At 67.3% G+C, this 23,467-nt stretch carries 21 protein-coding genes; 15 read left to right on the top strand and 6 right to left on the bottom strand.

The window, feature by feature from the left end:
- Positions 1–70 precede the first annotated feature (70 nt).
- The 4 genes from KW835_RS19765 (at position 71) to flhC (ending at position 3,229) form a co-directional block, all read left to right on the top strand.
- Positions 71–982: a DMT family transporter gene (locus KW835_RS19765; protein ID WP_218385564.1), complete on the top strand. Its 912-nt coding sequence runs from the start codon at positions 71–73 to the stop codon at positions 980–982.
- Between the two features lie 83 nt (positions 983–1,065).
- Complete coding sequence (locus KW835_RS19760) at positions 1,066–1,965, top strand: sulfurtransferase (protein ID WP_218385562.1); 900 nt, start codon at positions 1,066–1,068, stop codon at positions 1,963–1,965.
- 321 nt (positions 1,966–2,286) lie between these two features.
- Positions 2,287–2,613, top strand: coding sequence for a flagellar transcriptional regulator FlhD (flhD, locus tag KW835_RS19755; protein WP_218385560.1), 327 nt, complete (start codon positions 2,287–2,289; stop codon positions 2,611–2,613).
- A gap of 52 nt (positions 2,614–2,665) precedes the next feature.
- Positions 2,666–3,229, top strand: a complete 564-nt coding sequence (gene flhC / locus KW835_RS19750) for a flagellar transcriptional regulator FlhC (protein WP_218385559.1) — start codon at positions 2,666–2,668, stop codon at positions 3,227–3,229.
- A 254-nt stretch (positions 3,230–3,483) separates the two neighbouring features.
- Here the strand turns inward: flhC and KW835_RS19745 are convergent, their stop codons facing one another.
- Together KW835_RS19745 and KW835_RS19740 are read right to left on the bottom strand one after the other, a co-directional pair.
- Positions 3,484–3,993 (bottom strand): FlgO family outer membrane protein, encoded by a 510-nt coding sequence (locus tag KW835_RS19745; protein ID WP_218385634.1) that lies wholly within the window; start codon positions 3,991–3,993, stop codon positions 3,484–3,486.
- Between the two features lie 83 nt (positions 3,994–4,076).
- A complete protein-coding gene (locus tag KW835_RS19740) occupies positions 4,077–4,811 on the bottom strand; it encodes a hypothetical protein (RefSeq protein WP_218385557.1) in 735 nt (244 codons plus the stop codon).
- Positions 4,812–4,993: 182 nt separating this feature from the next.
- Between KW835_RS19740 and KW835_RS19735 the strand changes: the two genes are divergently transcribed.
- Positions 4,994–6,214, top strand: coding sequence for a spherulation-specific family 4 protein (locus KW835_RS19735; protein ID WP_218385555.1), 1,221 nt, complete (start codon positions 4,994–4,996; stop codon positions 6,212–6,214).
- Between the two features lie 105 nt (positions 6,215–6,319).
- Positions 6,320–7,648: an AI-2E family transporter gene (locus KW835_RS19730; RefSeq protein ID WP_255593685.1), complete on the top strand. Its 1,329-nt coding sequence runs from the start codon at positions 6,320–6,322 to the stop codon at positions 7,646–7,648.
- A gap of 128 nt (positions 7,649–7,776) precedes the next feature.
- Here KW835_RS19730 and KW835_RS19725 read toward each other — a convergent pair whose 3' ends face one another.
- The gene (locus KW835_RS19725) at positions 7,777–8,415 is read right to left on the bottom strand and encodes a hypothetical protein (protein WP_218385553.1); all 639 of its coding nucleotides are present in this window, start codon (positions 8,413–8,415) and stop codon (positions 7,777–7,779) included.
- A gap of 160 nt (positions 8,416–8,575) precedes the next feature.
- Between KW835_RS19725 and KW835_RS19720 the strand changes: the two genes are divergently transcribed.
- Positions 8,576–8,869, top strand: a complete 294-nt coding sequence (locus KW835_RS19720) for a hypothetical protein (RefSeq protein WP_218385551.1) — start codon at positions 8,576–8,578, stop codon at positions 8,867–8,869.
- Between the two features lie 106 nt (positions 8,870–8,975).
- Here the strand turns inward: KW835_RS19720 and ppc are convergent, their stop codons facing one another.
- Positions 8,976–11,765, bottom strand: a complete 2,790-nt coding sequence (gene ppc, locus KW835_RS19715; RefSeq protein WP_218385549.1) for a phosphoenolpyruvate carboxylase — start codon at positions 11,763–11,765, stop codon at positions 8,976–8,978.
- A gap of 240 nt (positions 11,766–12,005) precedes the next feature.
- Here ppc and hemC point away from each other — a divergent pair, with 240 nt between their 5' ends.
- From hemC to KW835_RS19680, 7 genes are all read left to right on the top strand, one after another.
- Positions 12,006–12,929 carry a hydroxymethylbilane synthase gene (gene hemC / locus KW835_RS19710; protein ID WP_218385625.1) on the top strand — a complete coding sequence of 308 codons (924 nt, stop codon included), beginning with the start codon at positions 12,006–12,008 and terminating at the stop codon, positions 12,927–12,929.
- 12 nt (positions 12,930–12,941) lie between these two features.
- Entirely contained in the window at positions 12,942–13,763 is an 822-nt protein-coding gene (locus tag KW835_RS19705) for a uroporphyrinogen-III synthase (RefSeq protein WP_218385547.1), read from the top strand.
- Positions 13,760–14,878, top strand: a complete 1,119-nt coding sequence (locus KW835_RS19700; RefSeq protein WP_218385545.1) for a uroporphyrinogen-III C-methyltransferase — start codon at positions 13,760–13,762, stop codon at positions 14,876–14,878. Before KW835_RS19705 ends, KW835_RS19700 begins: the two co-directional genes overlap by 4 nt.
- A gap of 160 nt (positions 14,879–15,038) precedes the next feature.
- Positions 15,039–16,316, top strand: coding sequence for a heme biosynthesis HemY N-terminal domain-containing protein (locus KW835_RS19695; protein WP_218385543.1), 1,278 nt, complete (start codon positions 15,039–15,041; stop codon positions 16,314–16,316).
- A gap of 242 nt (positions 16,317–16,558) precedes the next feature.
- Entirely contained in the window at positions 16,559–17,146 is a 588-nt protein-coding gene (locus KW835_RS19690; RefSeq protein WP_218385541.1) for a cytochrome b, read from the top strand.
- Positions 17,147–17,305: 159 nt separating this feature from the next.
- The gene (locus KW835_RS19685) at positions 17,306–17,881 is read left to right on the top strand and encodes a YceI family protein (RefSeq protein WP_218385539.1); all 576 of its coding nucleotides are present in this window, start codon (positions 17,306–17,308) and stop codon (positions 17,879–17,881) included.
- Positions 17,882–18,047: 166 nt separating this feature from the next.
- Positions 18,048–18,626, top strand: coding sequence for a YceI family protein (locus KW835_RS19680; RefSeq protein WP_218385538.1), 579 nt, complete (start codon positions 18,048–18,050; stop codon positions 18,624–18,626).
- 99 nt (positions 18,627–18,725) lie between these two features.
- On the opposite strand, the gene KW835_RS19675 is transcribed toward KW835_RS19680, so the two are convergent.
- Positions 18,726–20,357: an ABC-F family ATP-binding cassette domain-containing protein gene (locus KW835_RS19675; RefSeq protein WP_339385448.1), complete on the bottom strand. Its 1,632-nt coding sequence runs from the start codon at positions 20,355–20,357 to the stop codon at positions 18,726–18,728.
- Between the two features lie 363 nt (positions 20,358–20,720).
- On the opposite strand from KW835_RS19675, the gene KW835_RS19670 reads away from it, so the two are divergent.
- Positions 20,721–21,341, top strand: coding sequence for a VOC family protein (locus KW835_RS19670; RefSeq protein WP_218385534.1), 621 nt, complete (start codon positions 20,721–20,723; stop codon positions 21,339–21,341).
- Positions 21,342–21,504: 163 nt separating this feature from the next.
- Here the strand turns inward: KW835_RS19670 and KW835_RS19665 are convergent, their stop codons facing one another.
- Positions 21,505–23,361, bottom strand: coding sequence for a M48 family metallopeptidase (locus tag KW835_RS19665; RefSeq protein ID WP_218385532.1), 1,857 nt, complete (start codon positions 23,359–23,361; stop codon positions 21,505–21,507).
- Positions 23,362–23,467 lie beyond the last annotated feature (106 nt).

The raw sequence follows: 23,467 nt of genomic DNA, 5'->3' as shown, positions 1-23,467 counted from the left end.
CTCATTACAATAGCTGCCAGCGCTTGGCGATCAAGCGCGGCAGCTATTTTTACTTTCGAGACTCATTCCCATGCAAGCCCTCTGGATGGTGTTGGCCGCGTTCTTGTTTGCCAGCATGGGCGTGTGCGTGAAGCTCGCATCCAGCCACTTCAATTCGGCCGAGCTGGTGTGTTACCGCGGCCTCATAGGCATGGCCATCCTGTGGCTGCTGGCCCGCTCACAGAAGGTGTCGCTCGCCACGCGGTACCCGGGGATGCATGCCTGGCGCAGCTCTGTGGGCGTGGTGTCGCTGGGCGCCTGGTTCTACGCGATTGCCCACTTGCCGCTGGCCACCGCCATGACACTCAACTACATGAGCAGCGTGTGGATCGCGGCTTTCCTGGTGGGCGGCACCTTGCTGGCTTGGCGCCCCTCTGCCGCCACACCCCGCCCCGCCTTGCAGGGCACGCTGATCGTCACGGTGCTGACCGGCTTCGTGGGCGTGATCATGATGCTGCGCCCCAGCCTCGACCAGAACCAGGCGTTTGCCGGGCTGGTAGGGCTGATGTCGGGGCTGTGCGCGGCGTTTGCCTACATGCAGGTGGTGGCCCTGTCACGCCTGGGCGAACCCGAGTCGCGCACGGTGTTTTACTTCGCGCTGGGTTCGGCTGTGGCGGGCGGGGGCGCCATGCTGTTCACCGGCACGTCGGACTGGCCGGGCTGGCCCGCACTGTGGCTGGTGCCCATCGGCATCCTGGCCGCCGGCGGGCAGCTGTGCATGACCAAGGCCTATGCCAGCGCCAAGACCCAGCGCGGCACGCTGGTGGTGGCCAACCTGCAGTATTCGGGCATCGTGTTCGCGGCGATCTTCAGCGTGACGCTGTTCGGCGACCAGTTGCCGCCCATCGCCTGGGTGGGCATGGTGCTCATCGTGGGCAGCGGCATCGCGGCCACCATACTGCGCGCCCGCGCCGCGCCGGGAACACCGGCGGAAGAACATTGATACGAAGTGGATGCACGGCAACCCGCGCAACTGGACACAATGGAGTCCGTCATTTCCGTCATTCTTTTGCACCGGCTCACACCATGACCTACACGACCCTCGTCTCCGCTTCTGAACTTCAGGCACTGATCGACAGCGGTGCGCCGCTGATGGTGTTCGACTGCAGCTTCGACCTGATGCAGGCATCGGCAGGCGCGCAGCAGTACGCGCAGGCCCACATCCCGGGCGCCGTGTATGCGGACCTCAACAACGATCTGAGCGCCAAACATGGCGCGCCAGGCGCCGGCGGCACGGTCACCGCACAGGAGGCGGACAAGCCAGCGTCCGGCGGCCGCCACCCGCTGCCCAGCCGCGAGCGCTTTGCCATGTGGCTGTCCAGCGTAGGGTTTGCCAACAACATGCAGGCCGTGGTGTACGACCGCCAGGGCGCCAACTATTGCGGTCGCCTGTGGTGGATGCTCAAGTGGGCCGGCCACGACGCCGTGGCCGTGCTCGACGGCGGGCTGCAGGCGTGGCAGGACGCAGGCGGCGCAGTGGCCAGCGGCGAGGAGGCAGGGCATTTCCAGTCCAACTTCGAACTGGGCGAGCCCCTGCGGCGGCTGGCCACGGCCGGCGATGTGCTGGCCGGCCTGGGCAGCCCCTCGCAGAACGTGATCGATGCGCGCGCGGGCGCCCGCTACCGCGGCGAGGTGGAGCCGCTGGACCCGGTGGCGGGCCACATCCCCGGCGCACTCAATCGCCCCTTCGCCGAGAACATCGGCGCAGACGGACGCTTCAAGCCTGCGGCCACGCTGCGCGCAGAGTTCGATGCCCTGCTGGCAGGCCGTGACCCGGCCAGCGTGGTGCACCAGTGCGGCAGCGGCGTGAGCGCGGTGCCCAACTTGCTGGCGATGGAAGTGGCGGGCCTGGGCCACACCGCACTGTTTGCCGGTAGCTGGAGCGAATGGTGCTCCGACCCAGCGCGACCGGTCGAAAAAGGCTGATCCGCGCCACAGCAACGCCTGCGCAAAATGTAAAACCGCAAAAAAGACGGTTTTGAGGGCGCTATCAAAACCATGAGCAGATTCGGGCGGAGGGTGTGCACGGCGACAGCACACCTGCACCTATGAAAATGCGGGACGGCGCCTGAGCGGCGTGTAAGGCAAATTCCTACACAGCCCACCGCACAACCAGACACGCGGCACATCCAAACCCCGACTTAATTTCTGATTGGGGCGGTTTCACAATCCATTTCAACGGATCACGCAAAGCCTGCAACCAGCAGCAAAACGCAGGATCCGGGCACTGGAACAAAGGAAGCCGCCATGACCAACGAACAACTCCTCGCCGAAATCCGCGAAGCCAACCTCACTTACCTGATGCTGGCCCAGACCCTGATTCGCCAGGACAAGGCGGAAGCCGTGTTCCGCCTGGGCATGAACGAAGAGTCCGCTGATATTCTCGCTTCCCTGTCCCCAGCGCAAGTGATGAAGCTGGCCTCCCGCAACACGCTGCTGTGCAGCTTCCGCGTGGACGACAACCTGGTGTGGAGCTTGCTGACCAACCACTCGGCCAAGAAGGTGGGCAACGAAGCCACCAACACGCTGCACGCCAACATCCTGATGGCCAGCCGCGTGTCCGAGGTGCTCTGACCCAGCGCTTCGCCCGCCCCGCCCCACCGCACACCCACGCCGAAAGCCTGCCATGTCGTCCACCACCACCGCCGCCGCCAAAGCCCCTGCCAAGAGCGTTCTGAACGAATCCAAGCAGATCGAACGCGCAGCCATGCTGATCCAGATGGGCGCCCGCATGCAGGTGCTGGAGTCGGAGACCACGCTGTCGTACGAACGGTTGATCCGCCTGTACAAGGAGATCGCGGGCAAGTCGCCGTCCAAGGGACAGTTGCCCTTCTCGACCGACTGGTTCCTGACCTGGCAGGAGAACATCCACAGCTCGCTGTTCCTCAACATCTACGAGTACCTGTCCAAGGGCGTGGACCTGGATGCGGTGGAACTGCTGACCAAGGCCTACCGCTTGTACAACGAGCAGGTCGCCACCGCCGAGATCGAACCGCTGCTGTCCTTCACACGCGCCTGGCGCCTGGTGAAGTTCGTGGACGCAGGCATGCTCACCCGCACCAAGTGCGCGCAATGCAGCGGCCAGTTCGTGACCGAGTTGTACGAGAACCGCCACTTCACCTGCGGTCTGTGCAACCCACCCGCACGCGCAGGCAAGAGCAAGACCGCTGGCGCGTTGATGCTGCATTGAGGAGGGCATCGCCCTGAGCAGGCCTGCTGCGGGCGTGCATTGGCTTGCCGCCAGTGGCGGAGGCAGGACCGGTCTTGTTGGCCGGCCGCCCACAGAGCAAGCAGCCAATACTTCGAACAAATACTGCCTCTGGCGCTTGTTCCACAAGCACCAACAGCTATTTTTTCAATAGCAAACCAAAAAAAGCCCCGTCCGGGGCTTTTTGGTTTGCGAGCAGCCGGGCCCGCCCCAGGCTGGCGTGTCAAGCACTCCGCTCAGCGCCCTGCCAGCAGCGCCCGGACGTTCTCGTCCATCGGCACCGCGTAGCTGTGCGCGGCCACCACGGTGTTGCCTGCGGGGTTCACCAGTTTCAGGCTGATGTACACCACGGTCGTGGACACGGCGTAGGTTCCCACCACCACGGCCTGTGCGTCCTGCGCCTGGCTCACCTCGCGCACCTCGCGCGACAGCAGCAACTCGCCCTGGTCGCGCTGCAGCAACAGGTTGTCGCGCAGCTTCACCTCGGTTACCCGCAAACCGCGGTGCACCATGCGTCCGGCAATCTGCTCGGAAAAAATGCGGCCCAGACGCGAGGACTCGGTCAGACGGTCCACATTGACCAGCGTGGCAACCAGCACCGGCTGGCTGGCATCAAGGGGCGCGTACTGCAGCAGTGCGTCGGCGGCGCGTTCGTTGGTCTCGATCAGGTCGCTGCGCGAGAGACCGCCCGAGCGGTCGCCGTAGTAGTAGCTGTGCATCGGGCTGGTCGCGCAGCCCTGCAGCATGGCGCCCAGCGTCACGCCCAGCGTCAGGCAGGCCGCAGGCAGAGCGCGCGACGCGCGGCCTCGGCAAGGGTGGGCACCGGGCATCATGGCGACACCACCCGCCAGGTCTTGACGGGCGTCGGCGGCGGGGCCACCGGCGGCAACTCGGGCTGATAGAGCACCGCGTCCGCACGCTCGATGTAGTACAGGTCCGCCGACCCGGCCAGGTAACGGTCATGCGCCTTCAGCGAGCTCGTGATGAGCACTTCTGTGCGGGTCGGCCCGCCTGCGGCAGCCCCCTGCGAATACAAATGCGCCATGTCCAGCGCCACCCCCGCGCCAATGCCCAAAGCCGTGGCGACGCCAGGCAGCAAAGTGCGGTTGGAGTAGTGCACCTTCCAGTCCCGCCACACGCCCACACCCGTGCCCAGCACGGTTCCAGCCATGGGAATCGGGAAATTCCGGGGCACATCCGCTTCGTGCTGCACGATCTGCGTCTGCACTTCCAGTTGCACGTCGGTGGGGACGGCGGAGACCACGACGCCGCGGTTCAGGAGATGGACCCTCAACAGCTTGAGAAACCCCTGGTTGAAACTGGAGTTGTCCGCGACCGTCACGTAGATAGGGTGCTCGCCTTGGGGCCACAGCGCGATCTTTTCGGCGACACGGCCGGCCACATCGCCCGCCAGCACATCCCAATGGTGCACCGCGCGGGCCTTCTTCTGTCCGGTGGCTGGGTAGTTGTCTGCACGCGGCACGTCCAGCGTGCCGCAGCCCGCCAGCAGCGCCGCTGCCAGCAGTGCAGCGGCGGCCGGTATGCGATGGGATAGGGATGACATACGGCGCATGTTAACGAGGGCGGCGCGCGCCAATGGGCGCAACAAAGGCGTGTTTCCGCTCCAATGCCGGCTTTTCAGGGCTTGGATTCGCCGACGAGGGCCATCACAATGGCCGCACTCCCCTTCCCCACTCCGCGAAGACCATGCTCACCACGACCAAGACAATCCAAATAGCGTCCTTGATGGCTTTGACCGCTGCTTTGGCAGGCTGCGGTGGCACGACGTCCGACACGGCAGGAACACCAGCTCCGGCGCCGTCGCCTTCGCCGCCAGCCCCTGCGCCCGTGCCCACCGCGCCCATCGGCCTGAGCTTCGTGCAACCGGCCAACAACGTGCTCGAAACAGGGGCGTCCGAGCCTGTGTCGGCCAACGTCACCGTCAACGGCAGCGCGGCACCGAACGGCACGGTCACCACGTTCACCGTCAGTCCTGCCGCCGCAGGCGCACTGGCGCCCGTGGCACCCACCACCGTCGGCGGCGTGGCGAGCACCACACTGACGGTGAGCAGCCTGCCGCCGAGCGCCACCTTCCAGGTCAGCGCCACGGCGGTCAGTGCCGCCAATACGGCCGGCGACACGCTCACCTACTACGTGCGACCAGCGCACAAGAAGATGCAGGTCATCGTGCCCGCCTACTTCAGTGCAAGTGCCACTCCGTCTCCCTGGGCCACGCTCACCAGCGGCGCGGCGAGCTACCCCGATGTACAAATCACTGCGGTGGTGAACGCCAGCAACGGCGTCGTCACGGCAGCGTCCAAGGTGGACGACACGCTCAGCACCGCGCTCAAGGACTTCAAGGCGGCGGCGGGCACCAGCAACAAGCTGCTCGGCTACCTGGCCACGTCCGGCGCCAGCGGCAGCCTGTCCGTGGCCGACGTCAAGGCGACCATCGACAACTACATCCGGCTCTACCCCGGGCAATTGGACGGATTCTTCGTGGACGGCATGGGGACCGACAGCGCACGGGTGGCGTACTTCCAGGAAATCTTCAACTACGTCAAGGCGCTGTCCACGGGGCTTGCTGCAGCGACCCCAGCTGCCGCACCCATCGTCATCGGAAACCCTGGCGCCTACCCCGTGGCCGCCTACGCAGGGGTGGCCGACACCCTGGTGACCTATGCAGGCAATGCCGCCGCGTACCAGGCCGTCGACCCTCAGCCGTCAAGCACCTGGGTCTACGCCAAGGACAACAGCGCCCAGGCCATGCTGGTGCACACCGCCAGCACCTGTACCGACATGCAGGCAGCCGTCAGGAACGCCAACCGCCCACGCCTGAACACGGGCATGGTGTACGTGACCAACCTGGCCATCGGAGCCTCATGGTCCGCGCTGCCCACGTACTGGCCCCAACTGCTGGGCACCGTGGATGCGATCAACAAGGAGCGCGCGCTGCCCTTGTGCTGAGCCCCTCGCAGTGGCGCACAGACGTGCGGCGCAGCCGGATCTCTGCAAGTGTGTATGGAAATACCACTACAAATTGCACAGGCCAAGCCGCACCACAATCCTTGAATGACCACAGAGCCCACCCCCGAGCCTCCTCGACCGTCCTTGGCAGAGGCGGTCCCTGCCGAACAACCCAAGGGTGCGCCTGAGCCAGCCCAGGTGGACGCAGGCCGATCATCCCAAGACGCTTCTGCCGAAGGCATGGGGGTGGCTGCGGATGCGGCTGGTGCCCATACCCCGGGAACAACACACAAAGAAGCGGCCTCCACCGGCGACCGCACGCCCTTCGGCGGACCCCTCATGCTCCACATGCCGGTGGACGTGCGCAACCTGTCGCTCGCCCTGCTGGCGCTGTTTGCCAGCGTAGCCCTGCTGCATTGGGCCAGCGCGGTGTTCATCCCGGTGATGCTGAGCCTGCTGCTCACCACGGCGCTGAGGCCCGCGGTAGAAATGCTGCACCGCACCCACGTACCCCGCTGGCTGGCAGCGGGCGTGCTACTGATCGCCATCGTAGGAGGGCTCGCCACCGCAACATGGTCGCTGAGCGATGGGGCCGCACAACTGGTCGACTCCCTTCCGGTGGCAGCAAAGAAGGTGCGCGACAACATCCGGTCGCGCTCGAACACCTCCAGCCCCCTGGACACCGTTCAACAGGCCGCCGCCCAGATCGAACAGGCAGCCAACGAGAACACGGCGGCAGCCCCGGCCCGGCGCGGGGTGCAGCGCGTGATCGTGGAGCGCCCGCCCTTCAACGTGCGCGACTACCTCTGGAGCGGCACCATGGGCCTCATGTCAGCTCTGGGGCAACTGACGGTGGTGATCTTTCTCACCTTCTTCTCGCTCGCCTCCGGCAACCTCTTTCGCAACAAGCTGCTGCGCATCGCCGGCACGAGCCTGGAACGGCGCAAGGTCACCATCCATGTGCTGGAAGACATCACCAACCAGATCCAGCGCTACCTGCTGGTGCAGGTTTTCACCAGCGTACTCGTGGGAGTCGCCACCGGGCTGGCCTACTGGGCCCTGGGGCTTCAAAACGCCGCTGTCTGGGGCGTGGCGGCCGGCGTGCTCAACCTGGCACCGTACATAGGCTCGGCGCTGGTCACGGGTGCTTCAGCCCTGGTCGCATTCCTGCAGTTCGGCACCATCGACATGGCGCTGGCCATCGGCGGTGCATCGCTGGTCATCCATACGCTCATCGGCAATCTGCTGACGCCATGGCTTACCAGCCGCACCAGCAGCATGAGCCCAGTGGCTGTGTTCGTGAGCGTGCTGGCCTGGGGCTGGCTGTGGGGCCTGTGGGGCCTGCTGCTGGGCATACCGGTGATGATGGCCGTGAAGGCGATCTGCGACCGGGTGGAGGACCTGAAGGCTATCGGGGAGTTGCTGGGAGACTGAGAACGGACCGAAACGGCTGGGTCACGTCAACGCCAGCGTCGCTCCAAGGGCCGCAAACTCGCCGCCGGATTGCACGGGCATTGAGCCTCTCGGGGCTTGCCGCGTCGCGGGGCTGCGCGCCCAGCCCATCAGTTGATCGCCATGTGGGGCTCTGGCCGGCGCTGCCTGATCGATGCCAGCATGGGCACCACGAAGCACAACGTGATCAGTGCTGCGGCCGAAATCGAATTCTCGAGTTCGGCCGCCTTGGCCTCCATGCGGCGAATAGTGCTGTAGACCACGACGGCTGAGGTTCGCTCATCGTTTTGCACAGCAGCTTCAAGGGCTGCTGCTTCGTTCTCGACACCGCTCCAGGCAATCGAGTGGGCGACCGGGGCCCCGACTGAAAACCACAACGTGAGCACGGCGGCAAACCAGAAAAGCCGCAGCAGGACAAAGTTATTCATGATCAAACAAATGGACGTATGAAGCCGCTTGGCTGCAGCCACCTTTGCGCAACAAGCGAGCCAGCGCTTCGCAATGAATCGACAGGTCACCAGAGCGATACTGCAGCGCCCCAGCAAGGCGCCTGCATCCCGGCAGATGGTAGTGAGCGTCGCCCTGATGCCCATGCCGGATTGCAGGCTCGATACCGCCCAAGATTTCGATTTCACGTCATGCCAGTGGCGGAAATACCGGCCAGCAACGCCGCTGCGGCCCGCCATGGCGGGCGGGGCGATGCCCCCAATCAAAAGTTGTGCTGTAGCCGGCACCTTCACTGCGTGCAAGCCGCCACTTTCCACAGCACAAAGTCAAAGCGCCTGCCGCGCCTGAAGCAGGGTACATTTCGCACACATTGCCCTGGCTTCCTCCTCTGCGCGGGTCGCTGCCCACTGAGCGGCCACCAACGACCGCGCCCCTCCGTCACTGCAAAGGTGCCAATCCATCATGAGCATCGTGACCGATCTTCTGTCCGCCATTGCCGAGTTTGCTGCGGACCTCTTCGTGTTCAGGCGCCAGCGTGAGAAGCACGGCCGCACCACGCGCAGCGTGGGTGAAGACGCGGTCGAGCTTGCCCGATTCGACTTCTTCACGATGTTCTGGATTGCGCTGGTGAGCGTGGGCCTGACGTGCCTGCTCATCTTCGGCCTCGGGCTCCCCGTGGGATGGGGGCTGGGCATCGGCCTCGCCGTGGGCCTGGTGTGGGCGTACTGGCGGTACATGCAGCTGGTGCGCGAATAGCCGCGCTTGACATCGCAACAGCCCGCCTCTTTCTTGCGCGCGAGGCGTTTCGACCACGGCGTTGCTGCGTGGGCATGCGACGCCCACGCACCTGCCTCGCCATGCATCAACCGGTGTTGCGCAACCCCGCCGCAATCCCGTTGATGGAGATGTGAATCCCGGTCTGCACCCGCTCATCCCCCTGCCCCGCGCGCCAGCGGCGCACCAGTTCGACCTGCAGATGGTGCAGCGGGTCGATGTACGGAAAGCGGTGCTTGATGGAGCGCGCGAGCGCCGCGTTGTGCATCAACCGCTGCTTGTCGCCGGTGATGCGAGTGAGGGCGTCGGCCGTGCGCTGCCACTCTGCCTCGATGGCGGTGAACACCTTTTTGCGCAGGCGCGCGTCGGTAACGAGTTCGCTGTAGCGTGAGGCCAGGGCCAGGTCGCTTTTGGCCAGCACCATGTCCATGTTGGACAGCAGCGTGCGAAAGAACGGCCACTGGCGGTACATCTTCTGCAGCAGGGCCAGTTGGGCCTTCGCATCCTTGCCTTCGGCGTTGATGAACGCATCCACCGCCGATCCGAAACCGAACCAGCCGGGCAGCGTGAGGCGGCACTGGCCCCAGCTGAAGCCCCACGGAATGGCGCGCAGGTCTTCGATCTTCTGGCTGGCCTTGCGGCTGGCCGGGCGCGAGCCGATGTTGAGCTCGGCGATCTCGCGGATCGGAGTCGAGTTGAAGAAATACTCGGTGAAGCCCGGGGTGTCGTACACCAGGGCGCGGTAGCTGCCCATGCTGGCCAGGGACAGCTGCGCGGCGGCTTCCAGAAAGGCCTTGGTTGCGGGCTTGGTGGGCTGCAGCAGCGTGGCTTCCAGCGTGGCGGCGACCAGGGTTTCCAGGTTGCGCCGGCCGATCTCGGGGTTGGCGTATTTCGATGCGATGACCTCTCCCTGCTCCGTCAGCCGGATCTGGCCGCGCACGGTGCCCGGGGGCTGTGCCAGGATGGCCTGGTAGCTCGGGCCGCCGCCCCGCCCCACGGTGCCGCCCCGCCCGTGGAACATGCGCAGCTGGATGCCGTGGTGGGTGGCGAGTTCGTCGAACAGCTCCACCAGCGCGATCTCGGCGCGGTACAGCTCCCAGTTGCTGGTGAAGATGCCGCCGTCCTTGTTGCTGTCGCTGTAGCCCAGCATGATGTCCTGCTCCCCACCACTGCGCTGCACCAACGCAGCCACGCCGGGCAGGCTGTAGAACTCGCGCATGATGGGCGCCGCATTGCGCAGGTCTTCGATGGTCTCGAACAGCGGCACCACGATGAGGTGGTTGCGCGACTCGGCATCCAGGGTACCGCTCATCAGGCCCACTTCCTTTTGCAGCAGCAGCACTTCCAGCAGGTCGCTCACCGTTTCGGTGTGGCTGATGATGTAGTGGCGGATGGCTTCGTGGCCAAAGCGCTCGCGCATCACGCGGGCGGTCTCGAAGATGGCCAGCTCGCCTTGCGTATGGGCCGAGTAGTCGGCACCCACCACGCGCAGAGGGCGCGCGTCGTTCAACAGCTTGACCAAGAGCGCACGCTTGGCGGCTTCTTGCAGGCTCGCGTACTGGGGCTCGATGCGCGCTTTGGCCAGCAGCTCGGCCACCACCTCCTCATGCTTGTCGGAGCTTTGGCGCAGGTCCACCGTGGCCAGGTGAAAGCCGAACACCTGCACGGCGCGGATGAGGGGGTGCAGACGCTCGGCGGCCAGCGATTCGCCGTGGTGCGACTGAAGAGACGCCTGGATCACGCGCAGGTCGGCCAGAAACTCCTCGGCGCTGCCATAGGGGTTCTGCGGCGCCACGGCGTGGCGCGCGGCCTCGCCGCCTGTCAGTTCCTTGAGCGAAGCGGCCAGCCGTGCGTAGATGCCCGTGAGCGCGCGGCGGTAGGGCTCGTCCACACGGTGTTCGTTGGTGTCGGGCGAGCGCAGGGCCAGTGCCTCCATCTCGGCCGATACCTGCACCAGGCGTGCCGACAGCGACAGCTCGCCGCCCAGGTAGTGCACCTCGGTCAGGTAATGGCGCAGCGCCACCTCCGCCTGGCGGCCCAGCGCGTAGCGCAGCGTCTGCGCGGTCACATTGGGGTTGCCGTCGCGGTCGCCGCCGATCCACTGGCCCATGCGCAGGAAGCTGTGAACGGGGTACTGGCCGAGTTCGGCCTCCAGGTCGGCGTAGATCTTGGGGATCTCGCGCAGAAAGGTAGCCTCGTAGTACGACAGCGCGTTCTCGATCTCGTCGGCCACGGTGAGCTTGCTGTAGCGCAACAGGCGGGTCTGCCAAAGCTGGGCGACGCGGGCGCGCAGCTGGGCTTCGTTGGCGGCCAGCTCGCGCGGCGTGAGCGCGTCCTTGGCGGTGTTGTACAGCTGGGCGCGCACCTGGATGTCGTCGCGCGTGGCCAGCAGCTGGGCGATGCCGCGCTCGGCATCCAGAATGCTCTTGCGCTGCACTTCGGTGGGGTGGGCGGTGAGCACGGGCGCCACGTAGCTGCCGGCCAGCGTCTGCGAGATCGCCTTGGGCGCAATGCCCGCCCAGCGCAGACGCGACAGGGCAACCTCGATGCTGCCCTCCTGCGTGTCGCCGGCGCGTTCATGCACGGCGCGGCGGCGGATGTGGTGGCGGTCTTCGGCCAGGTTGGCCAGGTGGCTGAAGTAGGTGAAGGCGCGGATCACGCTCACCGTCTGGTCGCCCGACAGGGACTTGAGCAGCTTCTTGAGCGCGCGGTCGGCCTCCTGGTCCGCATCGCGGCGGAAGGCCACGGAGAGCTTGCGCACCTGCTCGACCAGTTCATAGGCGGCCACGCCTTCCTGGTCCCGGATCACATCGCCCAGGATGCGGCCGAGCAGGCGGATGTCGTCGATCAGGGGTTGGTCCTTGTCGGATCGTTTCATGCAGGTGTCTCCGGGAATGGAAGAGGGGTGGCCTGGGGCCGCCCGCCCGGGCACGCCGGGCCACACCACAGCCCCGGTGCGGGCGCATGCTAGCATCGCCCGCCCCTGAAAGATTACAAACAGGTTACGAACTTGAGCAGCTCCAACGCCCCCCACGCTCCGCCGCTTCACGGGTCACTGCCCCCCCAAGGGGGGCGCCTTTCGCCTTGGGGCGGCCCGGCGACGAAAGCACCGCTACACATCGTCATCGCGACCCGGGAAAGCCGCCTTGCGCTGTGGCAGGCAGAGCATGTGCAAGCCCTGTTGCGCGCGCAGGGCCACACGGTGGAGCTTCTGGGCATGACCACCAAGGGTGACCAGATCCTGGACCGGTCGCTGTCCAAGGTGGGCGGCAAGGGCCTGTTCGTCAAGGAGCTGGAGGTGGCGCTGGAAGAAGGGCGCGCGCACATCGCCGTGCACTCGCTCAAAGATGTGCCCATGGAGCTGCCCGAAGGCTTCGTGCTCGCCTGCGTGATGGAGCGCGAAGACCCGCGCGATGCCTTCGTCTCTCCACGCTACGCCACCCTGGATGAACTGCCGCAGGGCGCGGTGGTGGGCACGTCCAGCCTGCGCCGCCAGGTCCTGCTGCAGGCTCTGCGGCCCGACCTGCGGATCGAGCCGCTGCGCGGCAACCTCGACACGCGCTTGCGCAAGCTGGACGAGGGCCAGTACGACGCCATCGTGCTGGCTGCAGCGGGCCTCAAGCGCCTGGGCCTCGCGTCCCGCATCCGCGCCACGTTCGACCCTGCCACCATGCTGCCGGCGGCCGGCCAGGGCGCGCTGGGCATCGAAGTGCGCGGGGAGCGGCAGGACCTCGTCGATGCGCTGGCGCCGCTCGCACACCAGGACACCTGGCTCACCGTAGCGGCCGAGCGCGCCGTCAGCCGTGCGATGGGCGGCAGCTGCTCCATGCCGCTGGCCGCACACGGAACACTGCATGGCGGGGTGCTCCAGATCGACGCGGCCTGGGGTGACCCGGACGGCCAGGCGCCGCTGGTGCGCGCACAGGCCGGCGGCCCGGTTGCCACGCATGCGCAGGCCGAAGCCCTGGGCAACGCGGTGGCCGAACGCCTGCACGCTGGCGGTGCGCGCGGTGTGAGCCCTGCGAACCTGCCGCAGGACTGAGCCGAGGCCGCCATGCCCCTGCCCCGGGTGATCGTCACGCGGCCGGCCCGCGAGGCCGCGCACTGGGTGGAGCAACTGGGCGAGCACGGGCTGGACGCCGTGGCGCTGCCGTTGATAGGCATCGGCCCCTGCACCGACACCGCAGCACGACAGGCCCTGGCCCAGGCGCATGCCCGGCTGGCCAGCTACCGGGCGCTAATGTTCGTGAGTGGCAATGCCGCCACCTACTTTTTTGAATCAAAAGAGCCCCTGACACCCGCCCACAAAGCGCTGACAGCTATAAAAACAAGAGCATGGGCACCCGGCCCGGGAACAGCCGCCGCGCTGGTGCAGGCGGGCATGCCTCCAGGGCAGATCGACGGCCCGGCGCCCGATGCAGCACAGTTCGACTCGGAAGCGCTGTGGCAGCAGGTGCACGGCCAGATCGGCCCCGGCGATCGGGTGCTCATCGTACGCGGCCGATCGGCCACCCCCGACGGCGCGCACGAGTCCGCGTTGGGCACGGGCCGCGACTGGCTCGCGCAGCAGATCACCGCAGCCGGTGGCCACGTGGATTTTGTGGCGGCATACCAACGCAGCGCGCCCCACTTCAATGCGGTGGAGATGGCGCTGGCGCAACAGGCGGCGCGGGACGGTTCGGTGTGGCTGTTGAGCAGCTCCGAGGCGGTGGCCCATCTGGCACAGGCGCTGCCCGGCCAGCCGTGGGCTGCCGCGCAGGCTCTCGCAACCCACCCGCGCATCGCCCAGGCGGCCCGTGCAGTGGGCTTTGGCACGGTGCGGGAATGCCGTCCAGCGCTGGCGGACGTGGTGGCGTCGATAGAATCGGGCGCATGAGTTCTGCGCCCCCCAACGACCTGCCTTCCGCACCCGCCGCCGCTTCTGCGGCTGCTCCGGCAGCCAGCCCTGCGGTGGCAGCAACCCCGCCCGCCGCCACCGGCCGCAGCGGCGGGCTGACGCTGCTGCTGGGCGCAGTGGCCGCCGCCGCGCTCATCAGCAGCGCCCTGCTGTGGCAGCGCCTGAGCGCCATCCAGGAACAGCTGGCCCGGCAGTCGGCAGACTCCGGCGCGCAGGCGATCGAGGCCCGCACCATGGCCCGCCAGGCGGAAGAGTTGGTGCGCGACACCGCCGCGCGCCTGTCCGTGGCCGAAGCCCGCGTGAGCGAGGTCGCCTTGCAGCGCAGCCAGCTCGAAGAGCTCATGCAAAGCCTTTCGCGTTCGCGCGACGAGAACCTGGTGGTGGACATCGAGTCCGCCATCCGCCTGGCCCAGCAACAGTCCCAGCTCACTGGGAGCCTGGAGCCCCTGGTGGCGGCCCTCAAGAGCGCCAACCAGCGCATCGAGCGGGCAGCCCAACCGCGGCTGGCGCCCGTGCAGCGCGCCATCGGCCGCGACCTGGACCGCCTGACGCGCGCCGCCGTCACCGACACTGCCGGGCTGCTCGCCCGCCTGGACGACTTGGTGCGCCAGGTGGACGAGCTGCCCGTGCTCAACGCCGTGGCCCAGGCCGCGTCCACCAAGCGCCTGTCGACCGGCCCCGCGGCACCTGGCAGCACACCCGCCCCCACGGCCGGCATGGCCTGGTGGCAGGCCACCCTGCAGCGCAGCTGGGAAGTGGTGCGCGACGAGGCTCGGGGCCTGGTGCGCGTGAGCCGCATCGACCAGCCCGAGGCGATCCTGCTGGCGCCCGAGCAGACCTTTTTCCTGCGCGAGAACCTCAAGCTCAAGCTGCTCAACGCGCGGCTGGGCGTGCTCGCGCGACAGTTCGAGTCGGCCCGCGCCGACCTGAATTCCGCCACGCTGGCCCTGAACAAGTACTTCGACCCGGCTTCGCGCCGCACGCAGAACGCCGCCAGCACGCTGCAGACCGCGCAGGCCAGCATGAAGGCGGCCGAACAACCGCGCCTGGACGAGACCTTGTCTGCCCTGGCCACTGCAGCAGCTGGTAGGTAAATGAATCACCCCCCGAGTCGCTTCGCGCCTTCCCCCTCTTCTGCGGGAGGGGGACGCCACCGGCGGCCTGGCGAAGCCAGTTCCACGGTGGTACTCGCCTCTGGCCGCGCCAGTTTCACGGGCAGGCGCGCAGTGCAGCGGATCACTGAGCAATATTGAAATGCGCGCAGCACTTTGGCTTTTGGCATTGTTTGGCGTGGCCGTGGCGGCAGCGCTGTTCGCGGGCAACAACCAGGGCACCGTGACCCTGTACTGGCCACCGTACCGCATCGACCTGTCGCTGAACATGGTGGTGCTGCTGCTGGTGGGCGGGTTCGTCACGGTCTACGCGGCGCTGCGCGCCCTGGCCGCCCTGCTGGAGCTGCCCCACCAGGCACGCCGCTGGCGGGTGCAGCAAAAGGAGCGCGCCATGCACGCGGCCTTGCTCGACGCGCTCACCCACATGCTCGGCGGGCGCTTCATCCGCTCGCGCAAGGCCGCCGTGGCCGCGCTGTCGCAGGAGAGCGCCCTGGCGGCCTCCGGCGAAGGCGTGCCCCACGGCGGACAGCTGCGTGCTCTGGCGCACATGATCGCGGCCGAAGCGTCCCATGCGCTGCAGGACCGCGCCACGCGAGAAAGCCATCTGCAGGACGCGCTGCAAGAGGCCCCGGCCCGCGGCACCGTGAACGAGCAGGAAATGCGCGAAGGCACACAGATGCGCGCCGCCCGCTGGTCGCTGGACGACCGCGACCCGAGCGCAGCACTTGAACGCCTGGCCGCACTGCCCCAGGGTGCGGCGCGGCGCACGCTGGCCCTGCGCATCAAGCTCAAGGCCACCCGCCTGGCACGGCAGACGCAGGAGGCGCTCGACACCGCACGGCTGCTGGGCAAGCACCGCGCCTTTTCGCCCAGTGCGGCCCAGAGCATCGTGCGGGGCCTGGCCACCGAGCTCATCAACAGCGCGCATGACACCGCCCAGCTGCAGCAGATCTGGCTATCGCTGGAATCGTCCGAGCGCAACATGCCCGAGCTGGCCATCCATGCGGCGCAGCGGCTGGCATCACTGGGCGGCGACGCCACGCAGGTGCGCGCCTGGCTGCTGCCGGTGTGGGACCGCATGGTGGGCCAGCCCGATGCGCTGGCCGAACACCATGCCCTGAAGCTGGTGCGAGCCCTCGAGGCGGGTCTGGACGCGCTGGACGCTCCCTGGCTGGCGCGCATCGAATCCGCACACCAGGCCAATCCGCGCGATGCGCGACTGCAGTACCTGGCGGGCATGGCCTGCCTCAAGCGCCAGCTGTGGGGCAAGTCCCAGCAGTTGCTCACGCAGGCGGCACAGCAACTGGCCGACTCCGGCTTGCGCGCCAGCGCCTGGCGCCATTTGGCGGAACTGGCGGAACAGCGCGGCGACGAAGCATCCGCCGCCGAAGCCTGGAAGAAGGCGGCGCTCGGACGGTAGCGCGGACGGGCGCAATGCGCGCCGCCAGGCCCGGGTCGGGCCATTCCCGGGACTGCGCAGGGTTTTCCGAACATTGGGGAACTTTGATCGCTAGAGCCCTCTCAATTCATTTTTTTTGAACTGAGTGGTCAATCTGCCTGAAGCCGGGTCCGGCTTCGGCTTCCTACACTGCCCTATTGCCTGACGCCCGTCAGCCGTGGCTGCGGTGCGTCCGGCGCCCCCATTCCTTCGCCACCTCTTTGATGACTGCAACCGCCCACGCCCCTGCTGCCGCAGCGCCCCGCCGCTACACGCGCACCGCCATCCTCCTGCACTGGGTGCTGGGCCTGGCACTGATCGGACTGTTCGGTTTCGGCCTGTACATGACCGGCCTGCCGTTCTCTCCCCAGCGGCTCAAGTTCTACAACTGGCACAAGTGGGCGGGCGTGACCATCCTGGCGTTGTCGCTGCTGCGCCTGCTGTGGCGCCTGACGCACCGCCCACCCGCCCTTCCAGCCGCCGTGGAAGCCGCGATGCCTGCCTGGCAGAAGCTGGCGCACCACGGCACGCACCACCTGCTGTACCTGCTGTTCTTCGCCGTGCCGCTGATCGGCTGGGCCTACAGCTCTGCGGCGGGCTTTCCCATCGTGTTCCTGGGCCTGTGGCAGTTGCCCGACTTCGTGCCCGTGAGCAAGGAGCTGGCCGAGGCCATCAAGCCCTGGCACCAGTACACCGCCTTTGCGATGGCGGGGCTGGTCCTGCTGCACGTGGCCGCCGCGCTCAAGCACCAGATCATCGACCGCGACGGCTTGCTGGCGCGGATGCTGCCGGGGGGGCGAAGCACTCCCTGAGCCGCTTCGCGTCTTCCCCCTCTCCTACGGGAGGGGGAGACGCCCCGTGGACCGGCCCAGCCGGATCCACGGGAGCGCTGGCAAATGCCCGCCCCAATCAGCCGACCGCTGCAAATACCGCCGCAACGGCCTCTTCCAATTCTTGATCGGAGTTTTCGAATGAACGTGTCTTCCGCCTTCTCCCGCATCGTGCTGGGTGCCGCCCTTGTCGTGAGCACCCAGGTCGCCATGGCCCAGCAGCAGTTGGTGCCTGCGCAAAGCGAAGTGCAGTTCACCGCGCGCCAGATGGGCGTGCCACTTGACGGCCACTTCAAGAAGTTCAGCGCCCAGGTGGCTTTTGACCCCGCCAAGCTGGCCACCAGCAAGATCGCGCTCACGGTGGACACCGGCAGCGCCACGCTGGGCTCCAAGGAAACGGACGCCGAGCTGCCCAAGCCCGTCTGGTTCAACGTGGCCAAGTTCCCGCAGGCGCAGTTCGAGTCCACCGCCATCAAGGCGCTGGGCGGCGGCAAGTTCGAAGTGGCGGGCAAGCTCACCATCAAGGGCAACGCGCAGAACGTCGTCGTGCCCGTGACGCTCACGCAAAGCGGCTCCACCACCACCGCCACCGGCAGCCTGCCCATCAAGCGCCTGGCTTTCAAGATCGGCGAGAACGAGTGGGCCGACACGTCGATGGTGGCCGACGACGTGACCGTCAAGTTCAAGCTCGCGCTCACTGGCGTAGGCAAGATTTGAATGAAGCTCCCCCTGAGTCGCTCCGCGCCTTCCCCCTCCCAGCGCGGCGGGGCGGCCCTTGCGCGGGAGCGCTGGCCTCGGCCATGCCTGTTTCGAGCTTGAGCTGACCACTCAAACTTTTTCGTGTTCCTTCGTCCCTGAACCTTTCCTTTTAAGGAGTTTTCGCATGCGCAAGTCCCTGTTCTCCCTGCTGGCCGTGGCTGCTGCCACCGCCCTGACCGCTGGCGCCGCCCAGGCCGCCAACTACGCCATCGACCCCACGCACACCTTCGTGACGTTCGAGATCGGCCACTTCGGCACGACCACGAACCGTGCGCGCTTCGACAAGAAGCAAGGCACGGTGGAGTTCGACCGCGCGGCCAAGACCGGCAAGGTGGATATCACCATCGACACCACGTCGGTGAACTCGGGCACGCCTCCGTTCGACAAGCACCTGCAAAGCGCCGACCTGTTCGACGCGGCCAAGCACCCCACGATCAAGTTCGTTTCCGACAAGTTCAGCTTCAATGGCGACAAGGTCAGCGAAGTGACCGGCCAGCTCACGCTGCTGGGCAAGACCGCGCCTGTGACGCTCAAGGCCACTCAGTTCAACTGCTACGACAGCCCCATGCTCAAGCGTGAAGTGTGCGGCGGCGACTTCGAAACCACGATCGACCGCACGCAGTGGGGCATGAACTACGGCGTGGAATGGGGCTTCCCCAAGAACGTGCGCCTGGTGGTGCAGATCGAAGCCGTGAAGCAGTAACAGCTCACCGTCCGCCTCGGCGCGCAACCCTCAGGCTGGCTGCCGCGATGCCGCCTGCCCAGCAAGCCATCCGCCGCCTCAGCGCAGCGGATGGCTTTTTCATGGGTAGTCCCGGGCATCGTCCGGCGAGGCGTCCAGGTCCCACCCGCTCGGCCGCCATGCCCACACCACATCCGGCCGCAGCGCTCGCAAGAAGGCAAGGTCGTGCGACACCACCACCAGGGCGCCTGTGAACGCCTGCAGCGCCGATTGAAGCGCCTCGACGGCCTGCAGGTCCAGGTGATTGGTGGGCTCGTCGAGCAGCAGCATCTGCGCGGGCTCGCCCGACCACAGCGCGCAGGCCAGCGCGGCCTTGATGCGCTCGCCACCACTGAGCACGCCGCACGGCCGGTGCACCTTGTCCGCCCCCAGCCCCAGCTGCACCAGGTGCGTGCGCAAGGCAGCATCCGGCAATGGCGAGCCCAGTGCCTTGAGGCGATCGAGCACGCTGCCTTCCGGTGCCAGCAGGGCAGTGTTGTGCTGGTCCAGCCAGGCGGCCCGCACGCCGCGCGCCACGCGGCCGGCCGGGGCGGCCCCGGGCGATGCGATCAGGCGCAGCAGGCTGCTCTTGCCACAGCCATTGGGACCTATCACCGCGATGCGAACGGGGCCGCACCATGCGCCGTCGAGCAGCGGCTGGCCCGGTGCCGCGTGGGGCACCTGCACCCCATCGAACGCCAGGACCTGCCGCCCCACCGGCACGGCGCTTTGCGGCAGCACCAGGGCGGTCGCCGATGGCGCAGCCAGGCGCAGCGCCGCGTCGCGCACCGCGTCGTTCAGCCGCTGCCGCTCCTGCTGCCGGCGCTCATGTTCGCGGCCAGCATGGGCCTGCGCGTTGTTCTTCTGGCGGCCGAGCAGGATGGGCGACTGGTTGGCCGCGCGCGCAGCCTCCTGCCCCCGTGCCGCACGGCGCTGCTGCGCATCGTGTTCGCGCTGCTGCGCGCGCAGGCCCCGGCCACGCTCGGTGCGGGCATGGTCCAGCGCGGCCTGCGCAGCATCGGTCTCGGCCTGCCGCTGCGCTTGGTACAGGTCCCAGTTGCCACCGTAGCTCTGCAGGCCCGCGGGAGACAGCTCGAGAATGCTGTCGGCGGCGGCCAGCAACTCGCGGTCATGGCTGGCCACCAACACGCTGCCCCGCCACTGCCGCAGCGCGGCGATGAGCCAGCGGCGGGCCGGCCGGTCCAGGTGATTGGTGGGTTCGTCCAGCAGCAACAGGTCGGCCCCGGACAGGAATGCGCCCGCCAGCGCCACGCGCATGCGCTCGCCGCCGCTGAGCCGCGCGGCGGCATGCCCGGGCGACAGCTGCGGCAGACCGATGGCGTGCAGAGCCTGCTGCCAGCGTGTGGGCAGGTCCCACCGCCCATCGGCCAGCAACAGATCCCCGGGCGATCCCTGCCCCGCCGCAAGCCGTGCCAGCGCCCCCAGCACGGGGCCCAGGCCGGCGATGCAGGCCACGGTGGCGTGGGGCGCCGCAGCCACCTCCTGCGCCACAGCGTGGACCGAATCACTGCCCTGCACCACGCCGCCAGCCGGCTGCAGCGTGCGGGCGGCCAACTGCAGCAAGACGCTCTTGCCGCTGCCATTGGCACCCACCAGGGCCGTCACGCCAGGCCCCAACGCCACGGTGACAGGCCGGGCCCACAGCGGCTGTCCATCAGGCGTGTGCCAGGAAACATCGCGCAGCTGAAGCACGCAGCGGTCTCGGTGCGAATCCGCACCACCCGCCAGCCCCGAGGCCCGGCAGTCGAAAGAAGATGATGATGAAGAATCAGAGGAAGACGCTGCAGCAGGGGCTGCGGCAACGCTGCGAAGGGCGCACTGGCCCCGTGGTGGTATCGCCATACAAAAGCACTCCAGACAAGACATGCAGCCCTCGCCCGGCCACAGGGGCAGGCGGGGGAACGGCTTGGAGGGGGCTTACAGGCGCATGGGAGTCGAGCCTCGGCAAAAAACAGGAAGGGCGCAATGTACCCGAATTCGCGCGCACACAAATTAACTTAACGTAAACCAATTACGAATAGTAGAATTACCTCCATCCATCTGAGGAGACATTGCATGAACGCCGTCCTGAAGCCCGACCTGGCCGCGCTGCCCGCGCCCGCTGCCATCCAGCAACTGCACCACTACGCCTACAAGGCCCGCGACGCCGAGGAAACGCGCCACTTCTACGAGGACATCCTGGGTCTTCCGCTCTACCACATCATCCAGAGCGACTACGTGCCCAGCACGGGCGAGTACTGCCCGTACACGCACTTCTTCTTTCGCCTGAAGGACGGCTCGTTCATCGCCTTCTTCGACCTGGGCGACGACGTGAAGGCCGAGCCGTCGCCCAACACGCCGCTGTGGGTCAACCACATCGCCTTCCGCGTGAACACCATCGAAGAGCTGGAGAACACCAAGCAGCGCCTGCAGGCCCACGGCATCGAGGTGCTGGGCGTGACGGACCACCACATCTTCAAGAGCATCTACTTCTTCGACCCCAACGGCATCCGCCTGGAGCTGTCGGCCCAGCTGGCCAATGAGGAGGCAATGGAGAAGGACAGCACGGTGGCGCATGCGCGCCTGAAGGAGTGGACCGCGCGCAAGGAGCAATGGCGCAAGGAGCGCGCCGAAGGCAAGGCGGCCCAGCCCCTCAAGCCGCAGCAGAACGACCGGCCGGAGTACGCGCGGGGCTGACCCTGGGGGCTCAGGGGCGCGGTGCGCGGTGCGCCACCGGGCGGATTTTCAGGTTTTCGGTGACCTCCGCCTTGACTGACAAGCGCCGACAGCTACAAATAGCATAGCAAACGATCAACGCTGTGCGCCCTTGCGGGCGCATGGCGTACCCCCCCCCCGGCCATCAGCCGCCTTGCTGCTGCGCCCGCATGATCTGATGCCGTTGCCAGTAGTGGCTCACCGTGGCGTTGAACCGGTCCTTGTCCTTCTTCAGGCCGCCGAGTTTGATCTTGCTCGTCCTGGCGCCCAGGCCCAGGGCGTTTTTCTCGGGGTGGGTCACGATCAGCGCGTTGCCGAAGCTGCTTTCCTTGAATTCCAGGCCCTTCACGGCGTCCCAGAACACGGTGGTCTCGTCGGCGCTGGTGCGGATGCCTTCGATGCTCACCTCCACGGTATCGTCGCCCTTGAGCGGGAACACCACGGGCGGGAAGTACTGCAATACGACGGCGCGCTCGGCGTCAGTGGCCGGCTCATAACGGTAGGCCAGGCTGCGCTCGTGGTCCTGCGCGAACTGCTGCTCGTAGTCGCTCCACAGGCGCTGCTCAATGGCATCGGCCGTGAGGATCTGCTGCACCCAGGTGGCCGCCGGCACGCGCACGGCGATGCCGCCCCAGTCCTGCTCTTTGAGGGCCATGCCGACATTGCGCAGGCGCTCGGGCATCGCCGGGTGGGTGTCGTAAGGGTGGGGCACGTTGGCCGTCTTCATCGCAGCCACGAAATCGTCCGACGCGGCATAGGGCGCCAGGCCCTGGGCCACGAAGCTCGCGATCCCCAGCGTGGCGTTGTCGTGCCGCTCGTTGCGGCCGAACAGCTCGTCCTCGATCTTGGCGCGGTACTGGGCGTAGGCGGCGATCTTGACGAGCGACTGCGCGATGGCTGCGGGCGAGATCAGCCTGGCGGCGATGCGGTCGGCCTTGAACTCGCGCTCGCGGCTGTCCCGGGCCAGCGCGATCTCGAAGATCATGCGGTACAGGTCCAGCAGCGGCAACACCACGGCCGAGAGCCCGCCCGCGCGAATGGCCTGGCGGTAGTGGTCGAACTGCACGAGCTTGGGGCCCAGCAGCGCGCTGTTCCTTGTATCGCCGCCACGCAGGTGGGCCAGTTCGTGGCCAAACACCGCGTCGGCTTCGGCCTGGTCGAGGATGCGCAGCAACGGCAGGCTGACGAACAGCGTGCGGCCGGTGAGCAGCTTGTCGCCCACCGCCAGCGGCGCTTCGGTCACGAAGAAGTTGGCATCGATGCCCGCCACGATGTGCCGGGGCGGCACAGTCTTCAGGCGCTCGGCCATGTGGCGGATGCGCTTCCACAGCAGGGGCGCATCCTCCTCGGACACCAGTTCGCCGACGGCGCGGCTCTGGGAATGCACGCGCTTGAAAATGCCCGCCACCGCCACCAGCACGCCCGCCAGCACCGCGAAGCCGACGAAGAGGACCAGTTTCGGCGAATACTGGTGAAAGAAGAACGCAGTGACCCAGAATGACAGCCATGCCGCCATCGCGCCCTGCACGGCAAGCGCGGCAGCGCTGGCCCAGGTGGTCAGGCGCCAGCCAGCGACGAAGCTGGCGTACTGCAGCGTGCGGTCGGCGAAGGCCAGCGCCCCCAGGCCCAGCACCGCGAGCAGCAGCAGTGCGCTGGCCACGATGGTCCACAGCGACGCCCTGCGCGCCATGTCGAACTGCCAGTTGTCCGAGAACCGGTCGCACAGCGCGTCGCGGTAGTGCTGTGCTGCGGGATCGGTGCCACGGCAGATGGTGGACGGGGGGTTGAGGCGAAAGTAGTCCTTGCGCGCCTGCTTCTCGGCGGCCGACATGCCTCTTTCAGCATCGATGCGCTCGCTGACGCCCGCCAGGAAGCCGGCGTCCTGGTCGCGCTGCACGTAGCCGCTGAAGACAAAGGTCACTGCCGGCACCAGGAACAGTGCGAGCAGCGCAGACACGAAGACCTTGGCCAGGCCTTTGCGGAAATCAGATGAAACGGTCATGGTTCGGATGGCTGTCATGGCAGCGCGGCCCCGAAACCGGCGCCCGGCGCGCCTTCTTTCATGGGTCACGCCACCGTTGTTATAGGTGGTGATCCGACGGGCGCCG

Source organism: Acidovorax sp. sic0104 (assembly GCF_019219095.1).
Classification (GTDB): Bacteria; Pseudomonadota; Gammaproteobacteria; order Burkholderiales; family Burkholderiaceae_C; genus Acidovorax.
The sequence above is the reverse complement of the archived record's forward strand: the minus strand, read 5'-3'. Positions and strand labels throughout refer to the sequence as shown.